General features: G+C 58.3%; 10 protein-coding genes, 2 rRNA genes and 2 pseudogenes. 3 read left to right on the top strand and 11 right to left on the bottom strand.

The window, feature by feature from the left end; all coding sequences use genetic code 11:
• Positions 1–85 (top strand): 5S ribosomal RNA (gene rrf / locus BLR16_RS25600); the annotation flags it as partial.
• 107 nt (positions 86–192) lie between these two features.
• Positions 193–308 (top strand): 5S ribosomal RNA (gene rrf / locus BLR16_RS25605).
• Positions 309–425: 117 nt separating this feature from the next.
• Here rrf (BLR16_RS25605) and BLR16_RS25610 read toward each other — a convergent pair.
• The 7 genes from BLR16_RS25610 to BLR16_RS25640 form a co-directional block, all read right to left on the bottom strand.
• A complete protein-coding gene (locus tag BLR16_RS25610; RefSeq protein ID WP_074806886.1) occupies positions 426–905 on the bottom strand; it encodes an SRPBCC family protein in 480 nt (159 codons plus the stop codon).
• Positions 906–937: 32 nt separating this feature from the next.
• Positions 938–4,384: a non-ribosomal peptide synthetase gene (locus BLR16_RS25615; protein WP_074806888.1), complete on the bottom strand. Its 3,447-nt coding sequence runs from the start codon at positions 4,382–4,384 to the stop codon at positions 938–940.
• Complete coding sequence (locus tag BLR16_RS25620; protein WP_072367178.1) at positions 4,381–5,328, bottom strand: diiron oxygenase; 948 nt, start codon at positions 5,326–5,328, stop codon at positions 4,381–4,383. The genes BLR16_RS25615 and BLR16_RS25620 overlap by 4 nt, the downstream gene beginning before the upstream one ends.
• 42 nt (positions 5,329–5,370) lie before the next feature.
• Entirely contained in the window at positions 5,371–6,147 is a 777-nt protein-coding gene (locus tag BLR16_RS25625; RefSeq protein WP_003434947.1) for a DUF3050 domain-containing protein, read from the bottom strand.
• Between the two features lie 813 nt (positions 6,148–6,960).
• Positions 6,961–7,698, bottom strand: a complete 738-nt coding sequence (locus tag BLR16_RS25630; protein ID WP_044310692.1) for a GntR family transcriptional regulator — start codon at positions 7,696–7,698, stop codon at positions 6,961–6,963.
• 317 nt (positions 7,699–8,015) lie between these two features.
• On the bottom strand, positions 8,016–9,023 hold the full coding sequence (locus BLR16_RS25635; RefSeq protein ID WP_074807415.1) for an aldo/keto reductase: 1,008 nt from the start codon (positions 9,021–9,023) through the stop codon (positions 8,016–8,018).
• Between the two features lie 20 nt (positions 9,024–9,043).
• Positions 9,044–9,733, bottom strand: coding sequence for an HAD-IA family hydrolase (locus BLR16_RS25640; RefSeq protein WP_003372998.1), 690 nt, complete (start codon positions 9,731–9,733; stop codon positions 9,044–9,046).
• A gap of 275 nt (positions 9,734–10,008) precedes the next feature.
• Here BLR16_RS25640 and BLR16_RS25645 point away from each other — a divergent pair, with 275 nt between their 5' ends.
• On the top strand, positions 10,009–11,490 hold the full coding sequence (locus BLR16_RS25645) for a YdgA family protein (protein WP_003372995.1): 1,482 nt from the start codon (positions 10,009–10,011) through the stop codon (positions 11,488–11,490).
• 61 nt (positions 11,491–11,551) lie between these two features.
• Here the strand turns inward: BLR16_RS25645 and BLR16_RS29400 are convergent.
• The 4 genes and pseudogenes from BLR16_RS29400 to acpP form a co-directional block, all read right to left on the bottom strand.
• Positions 11,552–11,908, bottom strand: a pseudogene (locus BLR16_RS29400) (methyl-accepting chemotaxis protein); the annotation flags it as partial.
• A gap of 555 nt (positions 11,909–12,463) precedes the next feature.
• Positions 12,464–13,570, bottom strand: a pseudogene (locus BLR16_RS29405) (FIST signal transduction protein); the annotation flags it as partial.
• Between the two features lie 120 nt (positions 13,571–13,690).
• Positions 13,691–14,491, bottom strand: coding sequence for a mechanosensitive ion channel family protein (locus BLR16_RS25655; RefSeq protein WP_074806891.1), 801 nt, complete (start codon positions 14,489–14,491; stop codon positions 13,691–13,693).
• 170 nt (positions 14,492–14,661) lie between these two features.
• Positions 14,662–14,898: an acyl carrier protein gene (gene acpP, locus BLR16_RS25660; protein WP_072367182.1), complete on the bottom strand. Its 237-nt coding sequence runs from the start codon at positions 14,896–14,898 to the stop codon at positions 14,662–14,664.
• Positions 14,899–14,930 lie beyond the last annotated feature (32 nt).

Raw genomic sequence — 14,930 nt, forward strand, 5'->3', positions numbered from 1 at the left:
ATCCCATCCCGAACTCAGTAGTGAAACGATGTATCGCCGATGGTAGTGTGGGGTTTCCCCATGTGAGAGTAGGTCATCGTCAAGATTGAATTCCAGAAACCCTCATCGCTTACGCGTTGAGGGTTTTTGTTTAAGTAGAAGTCACCAAAATTCGCTGGAACGTTACCTGCTAACGGATCGGCAACAGAATTTCTTGACGACCATAGAGCATTGGAACCACCTGATCCCATCCCGAACTCAGCAGTGAAACGATGTATCGCCGATGGTAGTGTGGGGTTTCCCCATGTGAGAGTAGGTCATCGTCAAGATTGAATTCCGAAACCCCTCATCGCTTACGCGATGAGGGGTTTTGTCGTTATGGGTTATCGAATAAAAAAGCCCGCTCAGGCATTCGCTCCGAGCGGGCTGTTGTGGTGCAGCATCAGTCAGCCAAACAGGCTGCGCACGTTACTCATTGCGCCATCTGCAAACCCCTGAAGAAACGCCTCAAATGCATCCCCCTCAGGCCCTCCCTCAACAGGGTCGGCAACAATCGTCCAGCTGGCGAGGCAGGTATCGCCGTCGCCGATAGCGTCAACAGTCATTGCTGCCCACAGATTGCTGACTGGCAAGCTGGTGTGGATCAGTGACCAGGTCATATAAAGCGCTTGATCGTCCCTGGAGTTCAGTTGTTCGATGGCCACGTTGCCATCCTTGAACAGCTTGCTGCGAACCGAGCCCGGACCTTCACCGGTGACCTCAATGCTCTCCAGTGCCGGTATGAATGCCTGGAAGCCACCGAAATTGCCGACAACAGCCCATACGCTGGCCGCATCACCTGGGACTTCCACGGCGGACACCACTCGGCACGCCACCGGGTTCTTGATGAGTGTGTCGGGTTTCAGATTGCTGTGAAATGTGTTCATGTCGTTCTCCATTTATCTCAGTGGGTAGTGGCTCAGATGAAGTCGATTTCTTTCAGGTAATCGCAGCCCCTGCGCAGCAACGCCGGAGTCTTTTGCGGGTATTGCTCGCCCATGCGACGAATGCCGTTCAGGGTGTTGCGGTGCTCGATCATCGAGATATCGCCGATGTCTTCTTCAAACCCATCGAGGTAAAACCCCAGCACGCCAAACAGCGCGTTCTGGCTGTCGACGCGCCGGAGTTGCGCCTGCCATTGCTCGACGCTGACCAGCTCGAACTGACGCCCGGCCTCGCGAAAGGCGTGCACGTAGTCGCTCCAGCTCAAGGGCTCGGGGTTATGCAGATTGAATACCGCATGTTCTGGCTGATAACGGCTGGCATGGAAGCCGATGAAGCGCGCCAGAAAGTCCACCGGCATCAGGTCGAAGTTGATGGCGAACGCCGGAACCTGACCCAATTGCAGCGAACCCTTGAGCATCAGCATCAGGCGGTTTTTCTGTGGCTGACACACGCCGGTCACGCTGTTGAAGGCGATGTTGCCGGGGCGATAGATGTTCACCCAGGCACCTTGGTCCCGGGCACATTGCAGGATGCGCTCAGCCACCCACTTGGAGAGGTTGTAGCCGTTCTTGATGTAGATCGGCGGGGTCGCGGCAGCGGGTCGTTCAAGCACATTGCCAGCGGCATCGATGGCACTGCAGGCAGACAGCGTCGAAACGAAATTGAAGATCTTTTTACTGCGCCCCTCACACAGCTTCAGGCATTCAAAGACCGGGGCCACATTGTCTTTGACCAGGGTTTCGTAATCCTGGACATGGTTCACATTGGCAGCGTTGTGCACCAACGCACCAAACTTGAGATCCAGTCGTTCATACACCGCTTCACTGAGCCCCAGCCTTGGCTTCGTCAGGTCAGCGGGGTAGACCTTTACGCGGCTCAGGTCCAGGTGATCCAGACGGTTTTCCCGCAGGGCATGTTCGAAACGCTGCTGTGCGCTTTGTCCAGAAGTCTCCCGCACCAGGCAGGCGATCTCTGTCGCTCCCCAATTGAGCAGCGCTTGGACGATATGCACACCCAGAAAGCCATTGGCACCCGTGACAATCACCTTATGAACATCACCCAGCCTGCTGACGGGCAATGTAGCCAGTTGAAAGTCCGGGTTGGCATCCCGCAGCGCCTGAGCACTGAGGACACCCGCCGAAGTGCCGTCGCTGTCGATCAGGCTGGCCAGCGTCAGTACTGTCGGTGCTTCGATAAAACGATTGATAGGAATGCTGCGCCCAAAGCGTTCACGAACCCCCAGCAACAGGCGCGACAGGAGGATCGAGTGGCCTCCGAGATTGAAAAAGCTTTCATCAGTCGAGATGTCGTCTGGCGGCAGCTCCAGCAGCTCGCCCCATAGCTCGAGCAGTGCCTGCTCCTGCGTAGTCTCGGGCAGACGGCGAGTGTGCTGCCCGGTAAAGCTCAGCGGTATTTCCAGAAGCGCTTTACGATCTACCTTGCCGTTGCTGGCGAATGGCATGCCGGGCAACATCGTGTAGACGGCGGGGTGCATGTAATCAGGCAGCAGACGTTGTACATGGGCCTTTAGCGCCTGTTCGTCATGCTCAATATACGGTTGAGCGAGAAACGCCAGAATTCGCCGTTGGTTGTCGATCACCACGGCAACCTGTCGATACAGTCCGCTGTCGCGCAGGCAATGCTCGATCTCCTCGGGCTCGACCCGAAAGCCGCGAATCTTTACCTGATTATCACGACGTCCGCTGAGGACGATGCCGTCAGCCGTCCACTTGGCGATATCGCCGGTGCGATAGGCGCGCATTAGCTGCCCATCCGGTTTCATCAGCCACACATAACGCTCGGCGGTAAGCTCTGGGTTGTTGACATAGCCCAGGCACACACCGGGTCCGACGATGTACAGCTCCCCCTGAGTCTGCTCGGCCACGGGCTGCAATTGCTCGTCCAGAATCCACGCCTGGCTGTTGGCGATCGGTCGGCCCAGATGGCGGTTGCTGCTGGACGGCCCGAACTCGCAGGCGGTGACCAACACCGTGGCTTCGGTGGGGCCGTACAGGTTGTGGAAATGACATTGCCCGGTGAGTTGCACAATCACATGCGGCTCGCAGACGTCGCCTCCGGTCATGACATGTTCAAGCCCCAGCGGCTGATCCAGCGGCAGGATGCTCAACAGCGCCGGCGGCAGGAATGCATGGGTGATGCCTTGTTGCAGTACGCGGACCAGCTGCAACGGATCACGCCGCTGATCCTCATCGGGGACCACCAGTTCGGCGCCGCTGAGCCAGGTGGGGAAAATGTCGATGATCGACGAGTCGAAACTCAGCGTCGAGAACTGCAGCACCCGGCTATGTTCGTTCAGGCTCACATGCTCGGCATACCAGGCGGTGAAGTGGCTGAGATTGCGCTGGCTGAGCAATACGCCTTTCGGCTGCCCGGTGGTACCCGACGTGTACAGCGCCATGCAGGGCGCATCCTGATCGGCAGCGGCGCCTGTATGCGCTGAAGCTACGTCCTCGACAGGCACCGCCGCGATATCCAGCGCCGGAAACTCCGCAGCGGCCAGTGGGTGCGAGCCATCGTGCAGCAACAGCATCGCCCCCGAGTTTTCCAGAATGTACTGCTGACGCTGCACAGGCTGGCCGGGATCAAGCGGCAGGTACACCGCACCGCAACCCAGAATCGCGAGGATGCCCGCGTACAGCTCGGCTGACTTGCTCAGGCAGATACCAATCACCGGAGGTGCGTCGGCTTTTGCGTGCGCCAGCAAGGGCTGCAGCAAGTGCTGGATAGCGAGACTGTGCGCGTGCAGTTGCCGATAGCTGAGCGTCTGGTTGCGAACGAACAGTGCCGGGCGTTCGGCAAACGCCAGCAGCGCCTGCTCCAGCCGCTCGGTGATGGGTGTTTCGGCCCGTTTCAGCAGGTGTGGTTGATCTGTCTGATTCAGACGATGCTCGAACAGCAATTGATCAACCGCCTGCAAGCCATACTGTCGATCACTCTGGGCGGGTGTGACGCTTGTCAGACCGTTGAAATAGTCGTCGTCTCTGGATAGCCGGCTGATCTGTAATGCCGTCAGATCAACCATGGCTGCGACAGCGGCATCACGCAGTACGCGCCCGTTGCCTGATTCCTCGACCGGCAGCCATTCATGAACGATCAAGCGTCGAGCTTCGGCAGCGCCATGCCAGCACAGCAGCTCCAGCCGGGGTAACCCGTACTCCAGTTCCCCGCTGATACCGAACCGCAGGCTCAGATGCGTGAAGTGGCCGAACGCACTCAGTTGTTCCTTTGTCAGGCCCAGGCTGCCGTCTTCGATCAGCACGCAGCCATCAGGCATCGTCAGCGCGCCCAGCGCCTGCTGATCGGACAGATGCCGCACGCCATGCCCGTGGTCCTGCAGCTCGGTATTCAGTTCAGTCAGGGTCAGGCTGTGACCCATGAGCACAATCTCCAGGCGCTTCATTGCAGTGTCCCCCGAGTCGGCAGATAGTCCACCAGCGCCCGCTGCACACAAGGATCGTCCAGCATCGAGCTGTTCTTGAAGAAACGCACGATGTTGGCCACCAGTGGGTGATGGCGATTGACTGGGAAACTCACAGCCCTGGTTTCGTCCCTGAGCGCCTGCTTGACGGTGTCCGGCACCTGCAGGTGGTCGATCAGGGTGAAGTCGAAGCCATTCTGAAGATCGTTGGTCAGGTATTGAGCGATGAACACCGGCATGATGCTGGCGATGGATTCCCGGTCCTGTTGGGGAGCGGTGTGCCAGTAGATGCGTACCAGCCGCGCCCAGAAGCCCGAGTGACGCCCCTCGTCCAGCAGGTGGTCGGCCATCAGGCCCTTGACCGATTGCTTGACCGATTCGTCCTTGGCAAACGCCGCCACGTCATTGGTCACGGTGTTCTCCGCGATGGCGACACAGATCAGCTCCACTGCGCTGCGCAGATGCTCCGGGGCCAGAGCCAGTGCGGCGGGAATGGCCCGGCTGAGTTCAATCTCGTCCGGCAACGGGATAGGCGCTATGCCCGTCAGGGCGATGGTCTGTTGCATGAAGTCCATGGCGACCAGTGCGTGATAGTCCTCATCGACCACCACCGTCATCGCGTCATAGCGACAGGCAAACGGGAAGCGAATCGTAAAGTGGTCCTTGGCGATGCTGCGTGCGGTCCTGTCGACGATCTCGGTCTCGAAGATCACCACATCGTTGATGAACTTGTAGAGGCTCTGTACCAAGGCGTAATCGCGCAAATGCGCGCACTCGCGGATGAATGTGTCACTGAGCACCAGCGGCTGACGGCTGAGGGGGTAGATCAGTTTTTCATCGTTCTCGACGATCCTGCGTGGACGAGTACGAATGGTGGCGCGACCTTCCCACGCATCGATGAACGACATGTAGTCTTCTGCTTTCATGATGGCTTCCTTGTAAAGGCTTCAGGGTGTTGCGAGCGGGACTTACGCGCTGGCCTGCACCAGCGGCGTTCGCATGCTCAGGCGCAGCGTGTCCCATAGCCGGATCCTGCTTTCCACAGCGGCGATGGCGGTCTGATAAACCTCTCGTTCGCGCTGCGCGTCGCCAGCGACCAGACGAGCCAGTAACTGCTCTGCTGCCGGACCGTGGTCCTCGGCGTCCACTTCGATGTGGCGTTCCAGGTAGTAGCGGAAGGTAGGGGCCTGGTCGGCGGTGATGCCCCAGTCATCGAGAATGGTCTGGAACATCTGCGGGATGACACTCTCGCGCCCATGCAGAAAGGCCGCCGCAACGCTGTGTGCTGGCGCATGCAGGGCGATGTCGAGCGTGTGTGTCACGAATGCTGTTGCTGCCTGCCCCGCGTCGACTTGCTGCAGTGCGGTTGTGTAACGCAGGCCCTGTCTCTGCAGTTCGATGAAGCGCTCGATCTGCACCGTACTTGCGCCGATCTCGCGCATCGCATCCAGATAGAGCTCGAAGTGGCTGTAGTGACCCGCGCCCAGTCGGTTATCGGATTCCTCACCCAGGACAATCTCATTGATCAGGCGGGCAGCGGAAGCATCTGTCGGCGGCAGCCACGGCAATTGGGTGCAGGTCAGCTCCTGTTGCAGACGCTTGGTCAGCGACATGAAATCCCAGACCGCGAATACGTGGGTCTCCATAAAACGCCGGAGTACATCCAATGTGGTGATTTCTGCAAAGATTGGATGACGGCCAAGTTCAACTTTCTTGTGTGCAAGCAGCGTTTTTTCACAAGGCATGATGACGGTCCTATTGAAAGAGAACGGTAAGTAGCAATGCAGTTATTTGCGATATAAAAGTGTCGGCTGTGCAGCGGTGGAACACAATGAAATACGTGGGAGCAAGGCAAGCGCAGGCCTTAAGTGTGAGGGCCCATTCGCCGCAAACATGCAACGGTTATTTCACATCCAGGCACAATGCAGTGTCGACGTTTCGAGCGCTAGCCCTTGTACAGCGAGGGGGCACCCCGGTAAGCCATCAATAACACCGACGGCGAAGAAAACTTAAAACAAATTTGTCAGAGGGGGCAATCATTTTTTAATAATATTTAACTGGCTGTTTTTTTAGCATGTAAGTTGCCATATAAAACGCTCTGAATACGTTTTACAGGCGCGCAGACAACCCTCCCGACTGATAACGTCAGAATTATTAATAATGAGCGAATGCCTCGCCCAGCGTTGCCGATATGCTGAATAATCAGGGTTCTGGATTTTTTAATGGGCGAAGTTGGAAATGACTTCCAATGTCTGTTTGCCCCGTTCAACAACTCCTTATCCATTGAGTTCAGATGAACAGAGAACCGCTCCGATCCTGCGCGAGCCGTTCAGCCGTAGCCAGGGAACACCCTCCGGTTGGTGTCCTCAGCGCCTCGGCCGAGTTTGCCTCATTCCGGCGTTGGGCCATCTGGCAGATCAGGAAAATAGCGATAAAAACGCCATGCCCGGGTTGAGCCTGGCGATACGCTGACGAGATGTGGAGAGGAGGGCGGGAGGTACAAGCGGCCAATCCGCAGACGTTGTGTCATCGCCTGCCGGATAGACCGCCTTGATAATTCAGGCGGGGTTTTTCTTTATTGCGCGGGTCGACTTGGCCTTGGTGGCCTTTTTGCTGTTCAGGTATTGAGTGACGGCCTGAACACCTCGGTTGAGGTGATACTGCAGCGCTTCGACACAGGGTTCGATCGCTTTCTGCTCGGCAAGCCGCAACAGCTGCCAATGGTCATCCTGAGAAAGCTTGCCCAGGCCCATGTCGGAAAGATTGAAACGCAGGAAGCGTTCCTCTTCGTTCAGGCCTTCTTCAACCAGACGCATGAGACGCTTGTTGTGGGTCTTGGCATACAGCGACAGGTGGAACATCCGATTGAGTCTGCCGATCTGGCCGAAATCTGTCTCGACTTCAAGCTGCTCGATATAGCCCTTCGCCGCCGCCAGATCATCGGCGTCCAGCAATGGGATAGACAGGCGCAACGCTTCGGATTCCAGCAGGATGCGCAAGGCATAGGCATCCACCGCGTCTTCGGTGATCAACGGTGCGACCACCGCGCCCTTGTGCGTTTCGACACGCAACAGCGACTGCGCCTCGAGCTGGCGCAGTGCCTCGCGTACAGGCATGCGGCTGACGCCAAACAGCGTCGCCAGTTCCTGTTGGCGCAATGCCGTGCCACTTGGCAAGCTGCCATCGATAATGGCGTTTCGCAGCTTTTCTTCAATCACGGTTCTGGCAAGGTGCGCCGGAGGCTGCTCATTGCCCAGTACGGAGCCCAGAAAGGCTTCTCTATCTGATTTGCGCATTGGCCTACTTCTTCATCAACCCTGGCTGGACAACGTCCAATTAATCGCTTTGTTGCCGACAGACTAGCCAAGACTTGCCGGTACGTCGCGAAAATACAAACATCATCCTGTTTAACGGCGAACGCCGGATCGCGCTGCAGCCCGGTGAACTCGATAAATACGCGCCTATCTTAGCGCTCATCGGCTCTGCGTACCGAGCGCGCGTTCACAGGTAACAGGAGTTTCACATGTTGTTTTTATGACGATGCGCTCTGAAACGACCGTTCCAGAGCGCATCAGGGCTTCGCTCGCGGCATAAGGCCGCAGGCGTGATCCTCTCAGCGCGTCAGGCGGCCGGAGACGAAGTGCTGAACGTCATTGAAACCGGGCGTCGACGCATGGCCGGGTGTCACCAGCGAATCGATGAACGCTTCGTCTTCAGCGGTGATATCCACCGTGAGTGCTTTGGTGTAACCGTCCCACTGCTGCTCGGTTCTTGGGCCGACGATGGCTGAGGTCACGGCCTGGTTGTTGAGCACCCAGGCAATGGCGAACTCGACAATGCCGACTCCTTTGTCCTGCACATACGCCTGAACTCGCTGCGCGATACGCAACGACTCCATGCGCCATTCGGTTTCCAGCAGCCGCTTGTCCTGGCGCCCGGCGCGGCTCTCGCTGTCGGGGGCGATGTCCGGAGCGTATTTGCCGCTGAGCACACCGCGTGCGAGCGGGCTGTAGGGCACGACGCCCAAGCCGTGGTACGCGGCCGCAGTGATCTGCTCGACCTCAGCCTGGCGATTGACGATGTTGTACAGCGGCTGGCTGATGACCGGCCTGTCCACACCCAGGCGTTGCGCGACGTTGACGATTTCGGCAATTCGCCAGCCGCGGAAGTTCGACACGCCCCAGTAACGGATCTTGCCCTGCCGGATCAGATCGCCAATCGCCGACACCGTCACTTCCAGCGGCGTGTCGTGATCTTCCTTGTGCAGGTAATAGATATCCACATAGTCGGTATCGAGCCGCCGCAGGCTGTTCTCGATGGCGTTGAAAATATGCTTGCGGTTCAGACCGGCCCGGTTGGGCACGCCGTCGGGCGGGCCGATGGCGACCTTGGTGGCCAGCACCCAGTCACTGCGCTGTGCCGCGATGGCCCGTCCGACGATTTCCTCCGAACGCCCGGCGTTGTAGACATCCGCCGTGTCGATGAAATTGATGCCCTGATCCCTGGCCTTGTCGATGATGCGCAGCGACTCTTCGGCGCCGGTCTGCTCACCGAACATCATCGAGCCGAGTGTCAGTGTGGAAACCTTGAGGCCGGACTGGCCAAGGGTTCGATAATTCATGCTCAGCATCTCCATGTCATTCAGGCGAGCTCAGGTAACCCCCACGCCTTGAGCGGGAAGTCGGCCAGCGAGCCCAGCAGCAGGTCCGCATGCTCGTATTGCTCGACCGGCATGTGCGAGTCCGGCACAGCCACGGCGTACATCCCGGCAGCCTTGGCGGCGGTCACACCGAACGGCGAGTCTTCGAAGACCAGGCAATCGGCGGGCGAGACGCCGAGACGGCGGGCGGCGACCAGAAAGATGTCCGGGGCCGGCTTTGCGGCGCCTACTTCCGGATCGTCGGCGGTGACGACGGTGTCGAACAGCTCGAACCATGCGCGGTGCAGGGTAGTCTTGGCCTCGAAGTAATGCACAGACGAGCTGGTGCCCACGGCGATGGGAATATTGTGGGCTGCCAGATGCCGGACCAGCGCCTCGGCTCCGGGCATTGCCGGCGCTTTGGGGAAACGCTCTTCGAGCATAGGTTCACGGGTTTCGAGAAACTCGTCGATCGACATCGGCAGCTCCAGCGCCTTGATCACGTAGTCCGAGAAGTCCCGGGCACCGCGGCCAATGGTGTGCTGCTTGACGGACCAGTCGAAGGTGCGCCCGTGGCGACTGGCAATCAAGTGGGTGACTTCGGTGTAAACCCCCTCGGTGTCCAGCAACAGGCCATCCATGTCGAAAATGACGGCCTTGATTGGGCCTCGTTGTGTTTGCTGCTCGCTCATGTGATCACGTCCTGTTCCCAAATTCGTTTCAGCCTAACGTTTCCGGGAAGGCTGTGGCTAGGGTCTGTTTCAAAACCTTTCCGCGGGATTGGCGTGCGCAACAAAAGGCACAAGGCCATGTCCAACGCGCTTACAGAACGGCTACGCGCCCACAGAAATGGCCATGAAGGCTGGGCTGTCGGGATCTGCCGATGATAGTCTCTCGCGGCTTTCAATCGGCGCTGCCGGTCCCGGTACGACTTTCCCATCATCAGAACGGATATCTTCACGTCACTATGAATAAATCAGCAGGTATAGCGATTGGCGTCATCGTCGTAGCGGGCGCACTGGCTACGGCCGGTGCCTGGTACACCGGCAATCAGCTGGAAGGCGCGCTGAACGACTCGATCAGCAAGGCCAATCAGGAACTGGCGAAGTCGTTCAAAGGCACGGACACCAGTGTCAAACTGGAAATGCTCTCGCTCGACAAGCACTTCTTCAGCAGCACGGCGCACTATCGCGTCGACATCCAGAACCTGTCCGATAGCACCCAGGGCGGCCAGTTTCTGTTCGTCGACCATATTGAGCACGGCCCCATTCCGCTGTCGCATCTGAAGACCCTGAACCTGCTGCCGGTCATGGCCCTGAGCAATTTCCAGATGGAAAAAAGCCCCAGCGCCGAAAAATGGTTTGCCATGAGCAAGGACGTTCCACCGCTCACGGGCCAGGCCAGCATCGGCTATGACCGCGCCACCAAAGGCACGCTGCAGATGGCCCCGCTGGAAATGACCGACGTCGACGGCACGTTCCGTTTTTCAGGTCTGGACCTGAACGCCGAGTCGTCGGCCGACGCGGAAAAATTCAGCCTTGCGGGCAACATGGACAATCTGCAACTCAATGTCGCGTCGCCTGACGGTCCGGTCAGCATCGAGATCAAAGGCATGACCTTCGACACGGGCGGCACCAAAGGCAAGTCCGGTTTCTATCTGGGCCATACCAACATGAAAATCCAGAACGCGGGTTTCCAGGTGGTGGGCAAGCCACAGGTGCAGATCCGGGATTTCACCAACACCAACCTGGCGCAGGAAGATGCCGGTAACCTTGCAGCGCAGATCAATTACGATGCCGGCATGATTGCCTACGCCGGCAAGGACGTCGGTTCTGCGCACATGGGCTTCAAGATCGCCAATTTCGATGTGCTGGCGACTCAGGCGCTGTATCAGTTGTATCAGGATAAAATCCTGCCTCAACAGCAACAGGCCGCGCTGGAGAAGCGTCCGTTCCGCCTGGAGCTGAACACGGCTGATCAGGAACTGATGAACACCCAGATGAAAACGCTGCTGGCGGCCAAACCGCACATCGAGCTGGAAAAACTCTCGCTCAAGACCAGCAACGGTGAAAGCCACATGCGTATCGCCGTGGACCTGGCCGATCCAGGCCCGCTCGATCAGCCTTCCGATGCGCTGCTCATGAAGAGCCTGGGCGAAGTCAACGCCAGGGTCGTCCTGTCCAAGCCGATGATTCGCGATCTCGCGACCCAGCAAGCCATTCGTGAAGGCCAGACCGACCTCAAGGTCATCGCTGATCAGGCCAAGGCCGCTGGCGACATGGCCAGCGCAATGGCCGAGATGATGCAACTGGCCAAGGTCGACGGCGACAACATCGTCTCCGACCTGCATTACGCCAACCAGATGGTCGACTTCAATGGCCAGAAAATGACCGTGCAGCAGTTCATGAGCAACGTCATGGGCAAGGTCGGCGTGCTGGGTAACCAGTAAGCCGCCTGCGACACGGTCTGCCGTCAGGACGGGCGATGTGCCGTCCTGACACCAGGCGTCGCTACTGAGTCAGCCCGCGCAGGGTATCCGCCAGTTGCCGGGTACGCTGCGAGGTGCCCGCCGTCATATCGCTGGAGCCTTCCAGTTCCGACAGCAGCCCCGTCAGCGTTCCAACCTCAAGGGACTGCTCCTCGATGTGCTGCGCCACCTTGCGAATTTCCTCGGCCAGACGCTCGATATCGGTGCCGATGTCGTTGGCGTTCTGCGACGTCTTCTGCGCAAGCTGGCGCACCTCATCGGCCACCACTGCAAAGCCACGTCCCATTTCGCCCGCCCGCGCAGCCTCGATGGCAGCGTTCAGCGCCAGCAGGTTGGTCTGCCCGGCGATCTGCTGGATCATCTGCACCACCGACTGAATGCGCAGGCTGGACTTGGCCAGCTCCCGCGAGCCGAGCACCACCTCGTCAGCCTGACTGACCAGGCTTTTGACGGTGTTGCCCGCTTTGTCGATAACCGTTTCCTGCTGGGTGATGGTCTGCGACAGCTCATCCATCGAAACATGCAGCTCGCCAGAGTAATGGCGCAATTGAGCGGCGATTTCTTCCTGATCCTGATGGGCCTTGACCAGCACATCGCCCAGGTCGCTCAGGCCACCGAACACCGGACGGATCTGCTCGTCCAGACCGCTCGGGTCAATGGTTTGCACGAAGTTACGCTGCTTGAACTGATCGATCTGCTTGACCACCACATGGCTCAGACCGGCCAGCTTCTTGATCTGCCGACGCAGAAAGAACGCCTTGAACTCGCCGTAATAGGCGATGAAGTTATCGATGTAGTCGTCGCGGAACGGCTGCCCTTCGGGCACCTTGAAGAAGAACACGGCGGTGAGCGTCTGGTTGAGGTTCAACCCGAGAATCTCGCCAAAGGTCGAGAAGCCCACCACCGGCGTCGCACCGAACACATCGTTCATCCGGCCCAGTTCACTGCCGTTGTTCAGGCGCCGCAGGATGCAGTCGCTCAACAGGCCGAGCAGCGGCTTTCCGGACTTGCCCTGCAGAAAACGCGCGAAGTCCTTGCGCGTGGTGTCGATCATGGACGTTCGTTTGACCATCACCAGCTCTTCGCCGGGCGCCACGTCGCAGAACAGGTGAACCCGCTCGCTTTCATAATCGATGCGCGCAATCGAGCGCACGAACAGCTCTTCGCCTACCCGGATGGCGAACGAGTACTGCGCCAGCTTGCCTTCCAGCTCATGCCGCTCGCACTTCAGCGCGTCACACAGCGCCGCAACCATCGTAGTGATCTCGCCTCTGGGGTTGACCACCTGGCTGATGTAACGATCTTCCAGGGAGGCCGTCAGCACACTCAGGCTCAATGGCGTCGGCGCGAAGTTCTGGCTCTTGAAGACGCCGAAGCGCACGTTTTTCGCGCTCTTGAGAAACACCACCTGAGCATGGTTTTCGTAGCTGCGTTTGCCGTCGTGAATCAAGGTCTTCTTGAAGTCGCCTTTGCCCCCCGCAGAACCGCCCACGAACAGGCACGGAAAGCGCCCGGACTCATACAGCGCTTCCATGAAAAACGACTCCGACGCCGACAGCCCGTCGAACGTGACGTAGGCCAGCGTGTCGCGGTGGTCGATGGGGGTGTTGATCTGCGTGCGCTTGATCGAGTCGGTCAGGCGCGCAATGCGCTCACGCATCGACAGCCGCTTGCCCGCACCGCGAATGTCTTCGCTGTGCAGCGGAATGTGCACCACCTCCGCACTCTTGATGACGCTTGAGTCAAACAGCGCGAGGACGATCCGGTCCCACTGGTTATCCGCCGCGCAGTACAGCGAATCATTGCCCGAGCACAGTTCGCCTGACGTTGTGCACAGGCTGATCTTCGCGTTGGGAAAGCGCGTAGCGACAGACTTGGCTACCTGATCGAAGTCGACGTGCGGCGAAACGAAACCGGTCAGATAGACCGGATCGAAGCTCAGCGCAGACAGCTTGGCGTTCAATTCCCGGGCGGACGTAATGACACTGATGGCGCCTTCGGTCCGCGATGTGCCGGCCCGAAAACGAGATAAAAGGCTCATGGTTAAACCCGTAAAGATAAAAAGCAGAGGCCACGCGGAATATGGACCGATCCTTATTGATCGGCTGCCAACAGGTTCGGGTGAGCTTGAAGGGCGATGAATTTTGCCTATGCGTGCCGCTCAGGACAGGTGCAGCATCAACGCTCTGATGAGGGCGAGCGTCTGGCGATGCACCGAATCATAATGATCATTGTGGCAATAGGGCCGTACCGACAGGGTGATGGAGTCGGCCGTTGTGGAGGACAGGTGCACATCGACAGCGGGGCTGCTCAGTACATTGGGCAGGCGGGCGATCTGATCCTTGAGGCGCGGGATGATCTTCTGCTCGTCGGCGGTGCCCGGCAATATTGCGGTCAGTTCGACGCTGCGAAAAGCATTGCTGGAAAAATTGACGATCGTGTCAGAGAAGATCTTGTTGTTGCCCACCAGATTCAGCACGTTTTCCGGCGTGTTGATCGACGTGACGAACAAGCCGATTTCGACAACGGTCCCGGTCACGCCCGCCGCCGAAATCAGATCGCCGACCTTGAAGGGCCGCAGCACGATGATGAAACCACCCGCTGCCAGATTGGCCAGCAAACCCGACCAGGCCATGCCGATCGCCAGCGCCACGGCCGCCAGCAGCGCCGCAAAGCTGGTGGTCTCGATGCCGCAATAGCTCAGAATGGCGATCACCAGAATGATATTCAGCGTCACCGTGATGAACGAGCCGACATAGCGCAGGACCGTCGGATCAAACCGCTGCCGCGTCAGCGAACGCTGTGCCATCCTGACCAGCACGCCGATCAGCCAGCGACCCACTATCCACAACAAGGCTGCGATCACCAGCCTCAGAACAACAGTCGTCCCGTACTGCAGAACGACATTGAACAACGAGTTGATTCCGTCAGTGCCGATATTGATGACATTCAGCGCATCCATCACCGCTACTCCAGACCGCAAGGCTCGCCCGGCAGATGGCCTACGGAGCGGAGCCGTACATTGAAGGGCAAAGCAGGGCGGTGGCTACTGGTAGTTTTGACTGGAGGCAAAGGGCCTGCAACTGGTGTTGGGGGCTCAGCAGGTGTTCTGGGCTTTTAGCCTACTCGTGTCTATTTTTTGTTTTTTGAGATGTAGTCAACTATGTTTTGTACCGTTTTGAATTTTTCAATTTCCTCATCCGGGATATCGATGTTGAATTCTTCTTGTAGAGCCATGCTGAGCTCGACAAGTTCTAAACTGCTACCCTTGAAATCCTTGGTTATGTCAGATGTCGGTTTTACCTCTACTGCCGCTGCTTCCAAATGCTCGGCCACCAATTCTTTTACACGTGTCATTACCTCTTCCATGATCATCATCTCCTCGCATGCGATTTTTACTG

The sequence above is a fragment of the Pseudomonas sp. BS3767 genome, from assembly GCF_900099665.1.
Lineage (GTDB): Bacteria > Pseudomonadota > Gammaproteobacteria > Pseudomonadales > Pseudomonadaceae > Aquipseudomonas > Aquipseudomonas cerasi.